Origin of the sequence: Aeromicrobium sp. Leaf291, assembly GCF_001423365.1 — a bacterium.
Classification (GTDB): Bacteria; Actinomycetota; Actinomycetes; order Propionibacteriales; family Nocardioidaceae; genus Aeromicrobium.
Genome location: NZ_LMNM01000002.1, coordinates 292,649 through 307,655, shown reverse-complemented (window position 1 = coordinate 307,655; position 15,007 = coordinate 292,649). Strand labels below are relative to the sequence as shown.

General features: G+C 72.5%; 12 protein-coding genes. 6 read left to right on the top strand and 6 right to left on the bottom strand.

What is annotated here, in order from left to right; genetic code table 11:
• Together cydB and ASF35_RS11250 are read right to left on the bottom strand one after the other, a co-directional pair.
• On the bottom strand, positions 1-1,041 hold the full coding sequence (gene cydB, locus ASF35_RS11255; RefSeq protein ID WP_055967270.1) for a cytochrome d ubiquinol oxidase subunit II: 1,041 nt from the start codon (positions 1,039-1,041) through the stop codon (positions 1-3).
• A gap of 25 nt (positions 1,042-1,066) precedes the next feature.
• Positions 1,067-2,485 carry a cytochrome ubiquinol oxidase subunit I gene (locus ASF35_RS11250; RefSeq protein WP_055967266.1) on the bottom strand — a complete coding sequence of 473 codons (1,419 nt, stop codon included), beginning with the start codon at positions 2,483-2,485 and terminating at the stop codon, positions 1,067-1,069.
• 113 nt (positions 2,486-2,598) lie between these two features.
• Here ASF35_RS11250 and ASF35_RS11245 point away from each other — a divergent pair, with 113 nt between their 5' ends.
• From ASF35_RS11245 to ASF35_RS11235, 3 genes are all read left to right on the top strand, one after another.
• The gene (locus ASF35_RS11245; RefSeq protein WP_082481891.1) at positions 2,599-2,979 is read left to right on the top strand and encodes a BlaI/MecI/CopY family transcriptional regulator; all 381 of its coding nucleotides are present in this window, start codon (positions 2,599-2,601) and stop codon (positions 2,977-2,979) included.
• Positions 2,980-3,023: 44 nt separating this feature from the next.
• On the top strand, positions 3,024-3,920 hold the full coding sequence (locus ASF35_RS11240) for a M56 family metallopeptidase (RefSeq protein ID WP_055967260.1): 897 nt from the start codon (positions 3,024-3,026) through the stop codon (positions 3,918-3,920).
• Between the two features lie 72 nt (positions 3,921-3,992).
• A complete protein-coding gene (locus tag ASF35_RS11235) occupies positions 3,993-5,252 on the top strand; it encodes an HNH endonuclease signature motif containing protein (RefSeq protein WP_055967258.1) in 1,260 nt (419 codons plus the stop codon).
• 13 nt (positions 5,253-5,265) lie between these two features.
• Here ASF35_RS11235 and ASF35_RS11230 read toward each other — a convergent pair whose 3' ends face one another.
• Positions 5,266-6,549 (bottom strand): sensor histidine kinase, encoded by a 1,284-nt coding sequence (locus ASF35_RS11230; protein WP_156366933.1) that lies wholly within the window; start codon positions 6,547-6,549, stop codon positions 5,266-5,268.
• 71 nt (positions 6,550-6,620) lie between these two features.
• Positions 6,621-7,232 (bottom strand): response regulator transcription factor, encoded by a 612-nt coding sequence (locus ASF35_RS11225; protein WP_055967252.1) that lies wholly within the window; start codon positions 7,230-7,232, stop codon positions 6,621-6,623.
• 109 nt (positions 7,233-7,341) lie between these two features.
• Here ASF35_RS11225 and ASF35_RS11220 point away from each other — a divergent pair, with 109 nt between their 5' ends.
• Genes ASF35_RS11220 through ASF35_RS11210 form a run of 3 tightly spaced genes read left to right on the top strand, consistent with a single transcriptional unit; the run spans position 7,342 to position 10,927 of the window.
• On the top strand, positions 7,342-8,382 hold the full coding sequence (locus ASF35_RS11220; RefSeq protein ID WP_055967249.1) for an iron ABC transporter substrate-binding protein: 1,041 nt from the start codon (positions 7,342-7,344) through the stop codon (positions 8,380-8,382).
• 2 nt (positions 8,383-8,384) lie between these two features.
• The gene (locus ASF35_RS11215) at positions 8,385-9,938 is read left to right on the top strand and encodes an iron ABC transporter permease (RefSeq protein WP_235499148.1); all 1,554 of its coding nucleotides are present in this window, start codon (positions 8,385-8,387) and stop codon (positions 9,936-9,938) included.
• Positions 9,929-10,927, top strand: coding sequence for an ABC transporter ATP-binding protein (locus ASF35_RS11210; RefSeq protein ID WP_200931757.1), 999 nt, complete (start codon positions 9,929-9,931; stop codon positions 10,925-10,927). Before ASF35_RS11215 ends, ASF35_RS11210 begins: the two co-directional genes overlap by 10 nt.
• Here the strand turns inward: ASF35_RS11210 and ASF35_RS11205 are convergent.
• Both ASF35_RS11205 and smc read right to left on the bottom strand, forming a co-directional pair.
• Positions 10,920-11,372: a thioesterase family protein gene (locus tag ASF35_RS11205; protein WP_082480777.1), complete on the bottom strand. Its 453-nt coding sequence runs from the start codon at positions 11,370-11,372 to the stop codon at positions 10,920-10,922. The genes ASF35_RS11210 and ASF35_RS11205 overlap by 8 nt on opposite strands.
• Complete coding sequence (gene smc / locus ASF35_RS11200; protein ID WP_055967241.1) at positions 11,369-14,965, bottom strand: chromosome segregation protein SMC; 3,597 nt, start codon at positions 14,963-14,965, stop codon at positions 11,369-11,371. The genes ASF35_RS11205 and smc overlap by 4 nt, the downstream gene beginning before the upstream one ends.
• Positions 14,966-15,007: the final 42 nt, after the last annotated feature.

Here is a 15,007-nt window from a genome sequence, read left to right as displayed (position 1 = left end):
TCAGCGCTCCCGGCTGGGCTCGAGGTCAGGCGTGGGTGCGAGCACGTCGTCAGGGATGTGGTGCGTGCCGATGCGACGGCGGAACACCCAGTACGACCACGCCTGGTAGCCGATGACGATCGGCGTGAAGGCCGCCGCCACCCAGGTCATGATCCTGAGCGTGTACGGCGTCGACGACGCGTTGGTGGTGGTGAGGTTCCACGCGGGGTCGAGCGACGACGGCATGACGTCGGGGAAGAGCGCCGTGAAGAGCATGACCGTGACCGCCGCGATCGACAGCGCCGTGCCGATGAACGCCCACCCCTCGCGCCGCGCCGACGTGGCGGCCAGGGCCGCGACGAAGGCCAGGGCAGCCACGCCACCGGCGATCCAGACCGCGAGGTCGCCGTCGCGGGCGGCCGTCCAGACGATGAACACGACGGCCAGCGCCGCGGCGACCACGCCGACGCGCAGGGCGAGCAGCCGGGCGCGGTCGCGGATGTCGCCGACGGTCTTGAGGCCGACGAAGACCGCGCCGTGGACCAGGAAGACCGTGAGGGTCACCAGCCCGCCGAGCAGCGCGTACGGGTTGAGCAGGTCGAAGAAGGAGCCGACGAACTCCTTGTCGGCGTCGATGGGCACGCCGCGCACGATGTTGGCGAGGGCCACGCCCCACAGCAGCGCCGGCACGACGGACCCGATGAGGATGCCGAGGTCGCAGCGACGCTTCCAGATCATCGCGGGCCGCTTGCTGCGGTACTCGAGGGCCACGATGCGCAGGATGAGCGCGACGAGGATGAGGAACAGCGGCAGGTAGAAGCCGCTGAACAAGGTGGCGTACCACTCGGGGAACGCCGCGAAGGTCGCGCCACCGGCGACCAGCAGCCACACCTCGTTGCCGTCCCACACCGGACCGATGGTGTTCAGCAGGACGCGGCGCTCCTTCTCGTCACGAGCGAGCACGGCGGTGAGCATGCCGACGCCGAAGTCGAACCCCTCGAGCACGAGGTAGCCGATCCACAGCACGGCGATGAGCACGAACCAGACGGCGGTGAGCTCCATGGTCGTCTCCTCCGGTTCCTGGTGGTCAGTAGGCGAACGCGAGCGGCGCGTCCGGGTCGTCGACGTACTGGGGCGGGTCGGCGTCGGGCAGGCCCTTGCGGATGTAGGTGAGCAGGAGCTTCACCTCGACGACGGCCAGGGCGCCGTACAGGGCGGTGAAGCCGATAAGCGTCGTGAGCACCTCGGCCGTGGTGGTGCCGGGCGAGACCCCGGCCGACGTCGGCATGAGGCCGAAGACCACCCACGGCTGGCGGCCCATCTCCGTGAAGATCCAGCCGAATGAGTTGGCGAGCAGCGGCAGGAACGGCAGGACCACGGCGGTGCGCAGGAGCCATCGGCCCTCGCTCGTCCCGACGCTGGGCATGCGGCGTCGACGGGTGGCCCAGAGCATCCAGGCACCGCCGGCCATCGCGAGCGCACCGGAGGTGATCATCGCGCGGAAGGTCCAGTAGGTCACCGGGATGTTCGGCGAGTAGTCGCCGGGGCCGTAGAGCTCCTCGTACTCCGCCTGCAGGGAGTTGATGCCGCGGATCTCCCCGTTCCACGACCCGGTGCCGAGGTACGACAGCAGGTGCGGCAGCTTGAGCTCGAGGACGGGCTCGCTGCCGTCGAGGGTGCCGACGGTGAGCAGCGAGAAGGAGGCGGGCGCCTCGTCCTCGTAGAGGCCCTCGGCGGCGGCCATCTTCATGGGCTGGACCTCGGTCATGACCTTGCCCTGGAAGTCGCCGGAGATCATGGTGCCGGCGCCGGAGACGAGGAGCACCACGGCGCCGAGCCGCAGGGCGGTGCGCCAGGTCTCGCGCTCGTCCTCGCGGTCCTTGCGGAACATCTGCCAGAGGGCGATGCCGGCCACGAAGGCACCGCCGACCATGAAGCACGCGAAGATCGTGTGCGGGAAGGTGACGAGCACGACCTTGTTGGTCAGCACGGCCCAGAAGTCGATGAGCTCGGCCCGCCCGACCTCCTCGTTCATCCGGAAGCCGACGGGGTTCTGCATGAACGAGTTCGCGGCGAGGATGAAGTAGGCCGACAGCACCGTGCCGATGGCGGCGAGCCACAGGCAGGCCAGGTGGAGCCCCGGCTTGAGCCGGTCCCAGCCGAAAATCCAGAGGCCGAGGAACGTGGACTCCAGGAAGAAGGCCAGCAGACCCTCGATCGCGAGCGGTGCGCCGAAGATGTCGCCGACGAAGCGGGAGTAGTCGCTCCAGTTCATGCCGAACTGGAACTCCTGGACGATCCCGGTCGCGATGCCCATCGCGAAGTTGATGAGGAAGAGCTTGCCGTAGAACCGGGTGAGCCTGAGGTACTTCTCCTTGCCGGTGCGGTGCCACGCGGTCTGCAGCATGGCCACGAGGAAGATGAGCCCGATCGTGATCGGCACGAAGAAGAAGTGGTAGACGGTCGTGATGCCGAACTGCCACCGCGCGATGTCGAGCGCTTCCATGGTCGCCTCCGCTCGCTGATCTACTACATCCTGTAGTAACTACTACCGAGCGTAGGACCTCGAGGGGTCCACCGGCAAGCCGAACTCCTACCGGGCGTAGTAGATTAGGTCACATGCCGCAGTCATCCCGTTCCCTCGGCTCCCTCGAGCGCTCCGTCATGGACGTGCTGTGGGGGGCCACGTCCCCGCTCACCGTCCGCGAGGTGCAGGACGGACTGGAGGCCTCGGGCACGCACGACCTCGCCTACACGACCGTGATGACGGTGCTCGACCGGCTCGGCACCAAGGAGATGGTGAGCCGCGAGCGCGACGGGCGCGCCTTCCGCTACACGGCGGCCCTCTCCCGCGAGGCGGCCACGGCCGAGGCGCTGAACGCCACGCTCGACAGCTCCGGCGACCGCACCGCGGCCCTGCTCCACTTCGCTCGCACCGTCGACCCCGCGGAGGCCGCGGCGCTACGGGCCGCGCTCGACGAGATCGACGCGGGCCGCTGACCGTGCACCCGCGACCCTGAACCCGCCTCCATGACCCCGCGACCATGACTCCGCTGCTCCTCGGCGCGATCGGCCTCGCGCTCGCCCTGCCGGTGCCCGCCCTCCTGTCGCGCGCCGCGTGGCCGCGACTCGCGCCGGCCGCAGGGATCGTGCTCTGGCAGTCGTTGGCGCTCGCCGCCGTGCTCGCCATCTCGGGGGCCGCGCTCTCCACGGCGCTGTGGCTCGTCACCGACGACGAGCCGACCTGGTGGCGGATCGCCCTCCACGCGACGCTCATGGGCATCGGCGTCCTGGTGTGGGCGCGCTTCTGGTGGGCGGCCTGGCAGGTCTGGCGCGAGACGTCGACCCGGCGCGCCCGCCACCGCGCGCTGGTGGACCTCCTCGGCGAGCCCCACGGCGCACTCCCCGCCGTGCGGGTCCTGACCGAGCAGACACCCGTGGCCTACTGCATCCCTCGCCTGCGCGACGCCCGCGTCGTGATCTCCAGCGGAGCCGTGGAGTCCCTCGACGACGACGCCCTCCAGGCCGTGCTCGAGCACGAGCGCTCGCACGTGCGCACCCGTCACGACCTCGTGCTCGAGGCCTTCGGCGTGCTGCACCGCGCGTTCCCCCGACCCCTGCGCACCGACGCTCCCCTGCGTCAGAGCCAGGTGATGGTCGAGCTCATGGCCGACGACGCGGCACGCAAGGTCACGGGCGACCCGCCCCTAGCCCGCGCGATCGTCGCCCTCGCCGGAGGCCCCACCCCGGCCGGCGCCCTCGGCGCGAGCAGCGACGCGCTCCTGCGTCTCGAGCGACTGCGCGACCCCGCCCCGACCCGGGCACGCCGAGCGTCGGCCATCGCGTCGATCGCGATCTCGGCGGTGGTGCTGGTCGTCCCGACCGTCTTCATCGCGGTGCCGTGGATGTACCACGCGGTCGAGGTGCTGCTCGAGCGGTGACCACGCGGTGCGACCGTCAGCGGCCCGGACCTTTCGAGCACGGTGTCGGAAGGCGCTTCTAGGGTCGAGGACATGGACGAGCTGGACTTCACCTTCGACGACACCGAGCTGGACGTGCCCTTCCGCACGGCCGGCGCGGAGACGGTCGACCGGGTGACGGTGCGTCGGCGAGCCCTCCACGTGCTCGAGGCCGAGCAGCTGGTCGACATGCTCGACTACGTGGAGTCCGCGCGGGCCGAGGGCGAGCAGTACTCGCGGTCCGCCGCACGCACGGCCGCCCAGGCAGCGGCGCACGACCTCTCGCTCGCCCTGGGAGTCGCACCCGGCACCGTGGTCGCCCGCCTGGCCATGGCCCGACGGATCCGAGGCCGCCTGCCCGCGGTGTGGAAGGCGTTCCTGGGCGGGTCCGTCAGCCAGCACCACGTAGGCATCGTCGACGTCCAGCTGCAGCGGCTCACCGAGCCGGACTCCCCTGCCGTCCTCGACGAGCGCATCGCCCGGTACGCGGCCGACCACACGGTGCCCCAGACGCGACGCTGGCTCTCCCGCCAGGTCGAGCGACTCGAGGCCGACGCCGCTCGGGAGCGGCACCGTCGTGCGCGCGCCGACCGCCACGTGCGGCTCAGCCCGGCCGGGGACGGCATGGCCTGGCTCTCCGCCCTGGTGCCCGAGGTCGACGGACACGCCGCCCTCCAACGCCTCGACACCGAGGCCCGTGGCATGAGCGCCGATCCCCGCACCCACGACCAGTGCTGCGCCGACCTGTTCACCGGGCTGCTGCTCGGCTCGCCGGACCCGGAGGCCGAGTTCGTCGGCTCGAACCGGGGCGGCGTCAGCACGGTCATCGGCATCACCGTCCCCGTCACGTCCCTCATGGGTCTCACCGACGCACCCGGCGAGCTGGCCGACCGCTCGGCCTCCGTGCCCGCCGCGCTCGTGCGCGAGAAGGCGGTGGAGCCGGGCACCGTGTTCTACCGCTTGCTCACCGACGACCACGGTCACCTGCTCGACGCCGCCCACCTCGGCCGGTTCGCGCCGGAGAAGATCCGTACCGCCCTGTGGTTCCGCGACGGCACGACGAGCTTCCCGACCTCCGACGTCCCCGCCTCCCGCAGCGACATCGACCACACCGACGCCTGGCCCGCACCCACGCGCGGCACGAACCTCGGCCCGATCCACCGCCGGGCCCATCGACTCAAGACCGCCGGCCTGTACCGACTCAGACGTCGCGGACGATCCTGGGAGTGGACCACCCGCACCGGACACGTCTATCGCCACGACCCCGACCCGTTGCCCGTCGAGCAGTGGCCCGAGCTGCTGCCCGCCGCCTGAGTCAGGCCACGCCTCATTCCGGCAGGTCCGCCGGAAGCCACACCTCCAAGCACGACCCGTCGGCGCTGCCCTCGGCCGGCTCGAGCCGCAACGTCCCGCCGACACCGTGCACCTCGTGCGCGAGCAGGCGGAGTCCCAACCCGTGGCGCACCTCGGCGGGAAGCCCCACGCCGTCGTCGGTCACGGTCACGCGCACGCCGGGCACCGAGGAGTCGACGACCTGCGTCACCTCGACGGACGCCGATCGCGCCTCTGCGTGCCGCACCACGTTGCGCAGACCCTCCCGCACGACGCGGTACACGAGGAACGAGGCGTCGGCGTCGAGCCCCAGGCCCCCCTCCACCCGCACCGCCACGTCGAGTCCGACCTCGCCCGAGCCGCGCCCCAGCTCGTCGACCGCTGCCCGCAGACCCTCGGCGGACACGGCATCGGGAAACAGGTCGTCACCCACCGAACGCAGCTCACCGACGCCGTCGCGCAGCACCCGGGTGGCCCGATCCAGCGCGGCTGCGTCCGACGCCGAGAGCCCCCCACGATCGACGCTGTCCAGCACGAGCGCCGCACCCGACAGCTCCTGCACCGGGCCGTCGTGCAGGCGCTGCGCCATCCGGCGTCGGTCGGACAGGGCGTCGCGCAGCCCTCGCTGCGCGAGGCGCCGGCGGTCGGACTCCGCCGCACCCGCCCGTCGCGCCAGACCGACCGCCAACGGCAACGTCGCCACCGCGAACAGCAGCAGGGAACCCACGACCACCGGCAGCCACTGCCGCAGCAGCTCGCTCCGGCTCAACGCCATGGCCGGCGTCGGCAGGTACGCCTCGAACAGGAACGGGGTGCCGCGGCCGTCGCGGAACCCCACGGACACCTCGTAGGTCCCCTCCGGGTAGGGCTGTGGTCCTTCGGCCGCCGGCTCCACGCGACGCGCCACCGCCCGTCCCGACGCGAACAGGGCGTACTCCTCGCCCAGCTCGACCTCGGCACCCTGGTACAGGCGGTTGTCGGAGTAGACGATCCGTCCACGACCGTCACCGAGGTCGGCCCAGATCTTGACCTGCCGCAGCGCACCCTGGTCGACCCGGCCGAGGAAGGCGTCGTCGAGCCGGCCACGCTCGCCCACCGGGTCGAGGGCGTCGACACCCAAGGGTGCGACGTACTGCTCGGCCAGCGTGCGGGCGTCCAGCTCCGCATGGTCGAGTGCCTCCCGCGTGGCGATCCGGCCCGCGACCACGACGGCCACCGTCACCACGAGCACCAGCACGATCGACGCGCCCGCCACGTAGCGGACCACCGCTCCGCGCACGGGGCTCCCCTCCGCACCGAACGGGACCCGGGCCGTCCGCCCTCGCCGCCGCACCGTGCCGCCGAGCACCACTACGGCGCGCCGATCCTCAGGATGCCGCTGCGCGCCGCCATCACCACGGCGTCGAGCTGCGTGCGCGCTCCCAGCTTGGCGAGCACGTTCTTCACGTGGTCACGCGTCGTGTGCGGACTGATGCCGAGCGTACGGGCGATGGCTCGCACGTCCGATCCCTCGCCGAGCAGCTCCAGCACCTCGAGCTCACGACGGGTCAGGCCGTGCTGCGGCTCCTGCAGCTGCACGAGCACCGGGGCGTCGGGGCGCGCGTCGCGCAACGCGGCCAGGAGCTCGGTCAAGGACAGCTCCTTGGCCAGCAGCGCGGCCACGCCCACCGCTCGGGCCCGCTCCACCAGGTCCGCACGCGGGTAGGCGGTGAGCACGACCACGCGCAGCTCCGGTCGGGCGGCCAGCAGCTCGGCCGCGAGGTCGAGTCCGTCGCCGTCGGGCAGGCGCACGTCCACGAGCGCCAGGTCCGGGCGGAGCTCCGCGGCCAGCCGTCGGGCGTCCTCGACCGACGCGGCCGATCCGACGCAGCGCATCGTGGGGTCGCTCTCGAGCGCCACGGACACGAGGTCGGCGAAGACCTGGTGGTCGTCGACCACCAGCACCCGCTCGATGCCACCCATGCCGCCTCCTGACCCCCGGCCGATCAGACCCCCCTAGGTTAGGGAGTGACGGGCAGGCTCACCTTACTTAGGCTCACCTTGCTTCATCACTCCGACCAAGGACACCTGCATGCGCACCCCCCTCCCTCGTTCGCGGCACCGCGGCGCGCGCGTCGCGCTCCCCCTCACGGTCCTCGTGCTCGTGCTCTCCGCCTGCGGCGGCTCGAGCGACGACGGGGCCGACGACGACGGACCGCTCGTGGTCTACGTCGGCCGCGACGAGGCACTCGTCTCGCCGCTCGTCGAGCAGTTCACGAAGGACACCGGGATCGAGGTCGAGGCGCGCTACGCAGAGACCCCGGAGCTCACGGCCACCCTCCTCGAGGAGGGTGACGCCACCCCCGCCGACGTGTTCCTGTCCCAGGACGCCGGCGCCCTCGGCGCACTCTCCGAGGCGGGCCTGCTGAGCGACCTCGACGCGGACCTGACCGACAAGGTCCCGGCGTCCCTCACCTCCACCGACGGGTCGTGGGTGGGCGTGACCGGTCGCGCCCGTGTCATCGCGTACGACAGCGAGAAGCTGGACGAGGCCGACGTCCCCGACGAGGTCGCCGACCTCACGGACGAGGAGTGGAAGGGCCGCGTGGGCTTCCCGCCCGGCAACGCGTCGTTCCAGGCCTTCGTCACGGGCTTCCGCGTCTCCCGGGGCGACGACGCGGCCCAGGCATGGCTGGAGGGCATGGCCGCCAACGACTACCAGTCGTACGAGAAGAACGGCGCCGTGCTCGAGGCCGTCAACACCGGCCAGCTCGACCTCGGCCTGATCAACCACTACTACTGGTTCCAGACGGCCGCCGAGGTGGGTGCCGACCAGATGCGCGCGCAGCTGACGTTCCCGAAGGCCGGCGACCCGGGCGCACTCGTCAACGTCACCGGTGCGGGCATCCTGTCCGACCACGACGATGCCGCAGCGTTCGTCGAGTACCTCCTGTCCGACGCCGGCCAGACGTACTTCGTCGAGAACACCTACGAGTACCCGCTCGTGGAGGGCATCGACGCGCCGGAGGGCCTGCCTGCCCTGGCCGACCTCCAGGGTCCGGACATCGACCTCTCCGACCTGGCCGACCTCGAGGCCACGGTGCGCATGATCCAGGACGCCGGACTGTCCTGACCGTGACCTCGGACCGGACCCGCCCGGCGCACCGACCCCGCCCGCTCCTGCTCGTCGCAGCAGGAGCCGGCGGGGCCGTCGCCGCGCTCCCGCTCGGCTACCTCCTGGTCCGAGGAGCACAGATCGGGCCCGACGTCTTCGCCGAGACCCTGGGACGGGCCCGGACGTTCTCCCTGCTCGGCTCGAGCGTGGGCCTTGCCGCGGCGGTGTGCGTCACGACCCTGCTGGTCGGCCTCGCCACGGCGGCGGCCACCTCGACGGTGAGGTTGCCCGGCGGTCGCGTGTGGTGGGTGCTCGCGGCCATCCCGCTCGCGATGCCGTCGTACGTCGCGGCCTTCGGCTGGCTCACCACGGTTCCGGGCTGGACCGGCTTCTGGCCCTCGTGGCTCGTGCTGTCGCTCGTGTGCACGCCGTACGTCACGCTCCCCGTGGCCGCCGCGCTGCGTCGTGTCGACCCCGATGGCGCCGCCGTCGCGCGCACCCTCGGCCGACCTCCGTTCCGCGCCTGGACGGGCACCGTTCTCCCCCAGGTGCTGCCCGCGGCGGCAGCGGGCACGCTCCTGGTGGCGCTCTACGTCCTGTCCGACTTCGGGGCCGTCGCCATGCTGCGCTTCGACGTGTTCACCTTCGCCATCTCGCGCGAGTACGGCTCGTTCGTCGGCAGGGAGCAGGCCGTCGTCCTCGCGCTGCTCCTCGTGCTCCTCGCCCTCGGGACCGTCGTGCTCGAGCGGTCGGTGCGTGGTCGCGGTGAGCGATGGCGCACCGGACGGGGAACCGCCGCTCCACCGCGCCCGGTCCGTCTGGGGCCGGCGCCCACCGCCCTCGTGGCGGGCAGCCTGCTCGTCGTCCCCCTGCTGGCCGTCGGGGTCCCGATCCTGGCTCTCTTCAGGCGTCTCGCCGCCGGGACCGCGCGCGCCCTCGACGTCGGCGAGCTGCTCTCGGCGATCCTCACCACCACCCTGCTCGGCATGGTCGCCGCGCTGGCCGTCGTGATCCTCGCCGTGCCGGTCGGCGTGCTGGCGGCCCGGCACCGCGGCCGGCTCGTGGCCCTCGTCGAGAGCCTCGCCTTCGCCGGGCACGCGCTGCCGGGCATCGTGGTGGCCCTGTCGCTCGTGTACTTCTCGCTGCGCGTGGTTCCCGGGCTCTACCAGGGCGTCGTGGTGCTGGTGCTCGCCTACGTGGTGCTGTTCCTGCCCAAGGCCGTCGGCGCCACGCGCACCAGCGTGGCGCTCGTCCCACCGGTGCTGTCGGAGGTGGCCCGCAGCCTCGGTCGGCACCCCCTGCCGGCCCAGGCCCGCACCACCGGTGTCCTTGCCGCTCCGGGAGTCGCCGCAGGTGCGCTGCTCGTCATGCTGACCGTCATGAAGGAGCTCCCGGCCACGCTCCTGCTGCGCCCCACCGGTCTCGACACCCTCGCCACCGAGGTCTGGAGCCGCACGAGCTCGGCAGCGTACGGGGCCGCTGCTCCCTACGCGCTCGCCGTCGTGGCGCTCGCCGCGATCCCCGCGTTCCTGCTGTCCCGACCGACGTCCTGGGAGGCCCGCCGATGGGAATGAACGACATGGACCCCGTGGCACGCGGGCTCGTCGTCTCCGGCCTCGTCGCCGGGTACGACGACGCAGCCGTGCTGCAGGGCGTCGACCTCCGGGTGCCCGCGGGGACCCTCGTCGCGCTCGTCGGGCCGAGCGGCTGCGGCAAGACCACCCTGCTGCGCTGCGTCGCCGGTCTGCACCCCACCCTCTCGGGGAGCACCACCCTGCTCGGACGACCGCTCGACGCACCCGGAGCGTCGGTGCCCACGCATCACCGGTCGATCACCCTCGTCCCGCAGGAGGCGGCGCTGTTCCCCCACCTCGACGTCGCGGCCAACGTCGGCTTCGGACTGCCCCGCGGGTCGCGCGACAGGATCTTGCACCTCCTCGACCTCGTCGGTCTCACCGAGCTGGCGCACCGTCGCCCGCACGAGCTGTCCGGCGGCCAGCAGCACCGGGTCGCCGTGGCGCGCGCCCTGGCACCGAGCCCTGCCCTCGTGCTGCTCGACGAACCGTTCTCCGCTCTCGACGCCCGTCTGCGCGACGACCTGCGCCACGAGGTGCGCGAGCTGCTCGTGGCCGAGAGGGCGACGGCCCTGCTCGTCACGCACGACCAGGCCGAGGCGCTCACCCTTGCCGACGAGGTGGCCGTCATGCACGACGGGACGGTCCTGCAGCAGGCCGAGCCCGAGGTGCTCTACCGCGAGCCCGAGCACGCGTGGACCGCGACCTTCCTCGGTGAGGCCACCGTGCTCGCCCAGGACGACCCACTGGTCGCGGCCGCGACGATCGACGGCGACGACGGCACCCGGCTGGTCGTACGGCCCGAGCACGTGGTGGTCGACGAGGCTGCGACGCCGGCGGTCGTCGCGCGCCGCTCGTACCGCGGTCACGAGTGGCTCGTGGAGCTCGACCTGCCGGGCCGCCGGGTCCTCATGCGCACCGACGCCGCGCCGCCCCCGGTCGGTGCGACGCTGCCGGTACGGGCCACCCGCGCCCGTCGCGTCAGGTGAGCGGCTCGAGGACCGCGCGGACGACGTCGGGCACTGGGGTGACCGCGCGCTCGGAGCCGGTCACGTACACGTGGACGAACCGTCCGATCGCGGCCGGCTCGGGTGCCGCGCCCTGGAACAGGCCGATCTCGTAGACCACGCTCGACGTCCCCAGCCGGACCACCCGCAGGCCCACCTCGACGTCGCCGGGGAAGCGCAGCTCGCGCAGGAACCGACACCCCGTCTCGGCCACCACCCCGTACGCGTCCAGGGTGCGGATGTCGGTGCCACTCGCGTCGATGAGGTAGCCGTTCACCGCCGTGTCGAAGAACGAGTAGTAGACGACGTTGTTGACGTGCCCGTAGACGTCCTCGTCCTCCCACCGGGTGGAGATGCGACGCACGACGGGAAAATCATCGCGCCGTCGGGACCCGTCGTCGGCCGGTGCTCGATCTTTCTCGCTCACGCCATCTCGTCCTCACGCAGTCGCTGGCTGATCACCGTCGTCACGCCGTCACCCCGCATGGACACGCCGTAGAGGGCGTCGCCGACCTCCATCGTGCGCTTCTGGTGGGTGATGACGATGAGCTGGGAGTTGGCGCGCAGCTCCTCGTAGATCTCCAGCAGACGCCCGAGGTTGGTGTCGTCGAGCGCCGCCTCGACCTCGTCGAGGATGTAGAACGGGCTGGGCCTGGCCTTGAACAGCGCCACGAGGAACGCGACGGCCACGAGCGACCGCTCGCCACCGGAGAGCAGCGACAGCCTCTTGACTTTTTTTCCGGGCGGGCGCGCCTCGACGTCGATGCCGGTCGTGAGCAGGTCGTCGGGGTCGGTGAGCAGCAGACGGCCCTCGCCGCCGGGGAAGAGTCGGGAGAAAACCCCCTCGAACTCGCGCGACACGTCCGTCCAGGCCTCGCTGAAGACCTGCTGCACCCGCTCGTCGACGTCGGCCACGATGTCGAGCAGGTCCTGCCGGGTGCGCTTGAGGTCGTCGAGCTGCTCGGACAGGAACTGGTGACGCTCCTCGAGGGCCGAGAACTCCTCGAGCGCCAAGGGGTTGACCTTGCCGAGCATGGCCATGGCCCGCTCGGCGGCCCGCAACCGCTTGGTCTGCTCGGCCCGGTCGAAGGGCCGACCTTCCGGCTCGGCCTGCGGGTCGTCCGCGTCACCGGTGGTCGCGACGGCGTCGTCGGTGGCCTCGACCACCTCCGGGGCGGGGGGCGGCACCAGCTGGTCGGGACCGTACTCGGCCACGAGCGCCTCGACCTCGACGCCGAGCTCCTCCAGCGCGCGCGCCTCGAGCGCCTCGAGGCGGAGCCGCTGCTCGGCCCGAGCCATCTCGTCGCGGTGCACGGAGGTGGTGAGACCGTCGAGCTCCTCGGCCAGCGTCCGCAGCCGCGCGCGCACGTCGCGCAGCTCCGTCTCACGGCCCGAGCGCGACTGCTCGATCTCGGTCCGCAGCGCCGCCGCCTCGGCGATCGTGGTCTCGAGCCGGGCGAGCGCGACGTCGCTCACCGCCAGCACCGCGCGCGCCGTCTCGGCCTCGCGCAGCTGCTGCTCACGCCGCAACCGGGCCTGGATGCGCGCCTCGCGCTCGGCAGCCGCCGACGCCACCAGCGCACTGGCCTGGCCCTCGAGCGCGCGGGCCCGTTCCTCGTTCGTGCGCAGCGCCAGTCGCGCCTCCGTCTCGGTGCGACGCGCGGTCGACGCGACCTCGGCGAGCTCCTCCAGCGCCGAGGTGTCGGGTTCCTCCTCCGGCGCCTCCTCGGCCTGCGTGAGGCGCTCCTCGAGCTCGGCCAGGCCGCCCAGGTCGCGCTCGTGCGCCTCCTGGGCCGACGCGATCGCCGCCGTCAGCCGCTCGGCCTCGCCCTTGGCCGCGCGCGCCGTCGACCCGAGCTGGCCGAGGGACTCCGCGACGGCCGACATCTCCGCGTCGGACTCGTGCAGCTTCTCCATCGCCGCATCGACCCGCTCCTGCGCCGCTGCACGTTCCTGCGCGATGCGCTGCGCATCGAAGCGGAGCGTCTCCAGCTGTCGGTCGGCCTCGCCCAGCTCCTCGCGCGCCTGGTCGATGGCGGCCTGGACCTCGAGCAGGCTCTGCTGCGACGACGACCCACCGGAGGCGTAGTGCGCCCCGAGGATGTCCCCGTCGCGCGTCACCGCCGTGAGGTCGGGCGCCTGGGCGACCAGCACCTTGGCGGCCGCGAGGTCGTCGACGACCGCGACCTTGAACAGCAGCCGACGCAGCGCCGCGTGCAGGGTGGCGGGCGGGTCGACGACGTCGACGGCGTAGGTGGCACCGTCCGGCAGACCCGGCCACCCGGTGTCGTCCAGCTCGGTGTCACCGCCGAGCAGCAGCCCGGCACGACCGAGGTCCTCCGTCTTGAGCAGCTCCATCGCCGTGACGGCGGTGTCGAGGTGGTCGACGGCCACGGCGTCGGCGGCGGACCCGAGCGCGGAGGCGATGGCGGCCTCGAAGCCGGGGCGCACGGTGATGAGCGCGGCCACCGAGCCGAGCAGCCCGCTGATCTCGTCGGAGACCGCCAGCAGGGCACCCGCACCGTCCTTGCGCGCCAGGCCCACCTCCAGCGCCTCGACACGAGCGGCCAGACCTGCCTGCCGGCGGCTGGCCTCCTGCTCCACCGTCGTGACCTCGCGGGCCTTCGCCTCGGCCTCGGCCAGCGCGGCCTCGGCCGACTCGAGCGCCTCGTCGAGCCCGGACTCGCCCTGGCTCAGCCCGGCGATCTCGCTCTCGCGCATGGCGAACGCCTTCTGCGCCTCCTCGGACCGCTGGAGCGCCTCGTCGCGCGCCGAGCGCAGGCGGGCCACCTCCGCGTCGGCGGCCTCGGCGCGGCTCTTGAGCGCGTTGACCTGCCCGTGCAGGCGCGCGAGACCCTCACGACGGTCGGCGGCGGCCCGCAGCAGACCCGCGACCCGTCGCTCCTCCTCGCCGTAGGACGTCTCGGCCTCGCCCCGCGCCGCCACGGCGGTCTCGAGCGCGGCCCGCGCCTCGGCGACCGACGTCGTCATGGCCTGGTGCTGCTCCTCGACCCGTCGGGCCTCCGCCTCGAGCTCCTCGGGGTCACGACCGGAGGGCCGGTCGTCGGACTCCACGGCGGCCAGTCGGATCCGCTCGTTGGCGAGCCCGGCGGTGCCGCGCATGCGCTCGCGCAGCCCCGACAGCGCGTACCAGGTCTCCTGGGCGGCCGACAGCGCCGGCGAGTCCTCGCGCAGCCGGTCCTCGAGCTCGGTCTCCTGCTGGCGCGCGACGGACACCGCGTGCTCGACGGCCGACCGTCGCTGCTTGAGCGCGGCCTCGTCGGCCATCTCCTCGGCGATCGTGGACCGCGCGGTGACGATGTCGTCGGCGAGCAGGCGGGACCGCGCGTCGCGCACGTCGGCCTGGATGGTCACGGCACGCCGCGCCACCTCGGCCTGCCGGCCGAGCGGCTTGAGCTGGCGCCGCAGCTCGGTGAGCACGTCCTGCAGACGCGTCAGGTTCCCCTGCGTCGCGTCGAGCTTGCGCAGCGCCTTCTCCTTGCGCTTGCGGTGCTTGAGCACACCGGCGGCCTCCTCGACGAAGCCGCGACGCTCCTCGGGGGTGGCCCGCAGCACCGAGTCGAGCTGCCCCTGTCCGACGATCACGTGCATCTCGCGGCCGATGCCGGAGTCGCTCAGCAGCTCCTGCACGTCGAGCAGACGGCAGCTGGTGCCGTTGATCGCGTACTCCGAACCGCCGTTGCGGAACATGGTCCGCGAGATCGTGACCTCGCTGTACTCGATGGGCAGTGCACCGTCAGTGTTGTCGATCGTGAGGACCACCTCGGCGCGGCCGAGCGGCGGGCGGCCGGAGGTGCCGGCGAAGATGACGTCCTCCATCTTGCCGCCGCGCAGCGACTTGGCACCCTGCTCGCCCATGACCCAGGCGAGGGCGTCCACGACGTTCGACTTGCCGGAGCCGTTCGGCCCCACCACGCACGTGATGCCGGGCTCGAGCTCCAGGGTGGTGCTCGACGCGAACGACTTGAAACCGCGCAGCGTGAGGCTCTTCAGGTACACGCGACCACCCTAGTGCGTCGTCGTGTCCCGCCCTCGGAGGCG

What these genes read in the sequence shown, in the direction of transcription:
- cydB (WP_055967270.1), bottom strand. Translation starts at nt 1,041, where the DNA reads ATGGAGCTCACCGCCGTCTGGTTCGTGCTCATCGCCGTGCTGTGGATC.
- ASF35_RS11250 (WP_055967266.1), bottom strand. Translation starts at nt 2,485, where the DNA reads ATGGAAGCGCTCGACATCGCGCGGTGGCAGTTCGGCATCACGACCGTC.
- ASF35_RS11245 (WP_082481891.1), top strand. Translation starts at nt 2,599, where the DNA reads ATGCCGCAGTCATCCCGTTCCCTCGGCTCCCTCGAGCGCTCCGTCATG.
- ASF35_RS11240 (WP_055967260.1), top strand. Translation starts at nt 3,024, where the DNA reads ATGACTCCGCTGCTCCTCGGCGCGATCGGCCTCGCGCTCGCCCTGCCG.
- ASF35_RS11235 (WP_055967258.1), top strand. Translation starts at nt 3,993, where the DNA reads ATGGACGAGCTGGACTTCACCTTCGACGACACCGAGCTGGACGTGCCC.
- ASF35_RS11225 (WP_055967252.1), bottom strand. Translation starts at nt 7,232, where the DNA reads ATGGGTGGCATCGAGCGGGTGCTGGTGGTCGACGACCACCAGGTCTTC.
- ASF35_RS11220 (WP_055967249.1), top strand. Translation starts at nt 7,342, where the DNA reads ATGCGCACCCCCCTCCCTCGTTCGCGGCACCGCGGCGCGCGCGTCGCG.
- ASF35_RS11210 (WP_200931757.1), top strand. Translation starts at nt 9,929, where the DNA reads ATGGGAATGAACGACATGGACCCCGTGGCACGCGGGCTCGTCGTCTCC.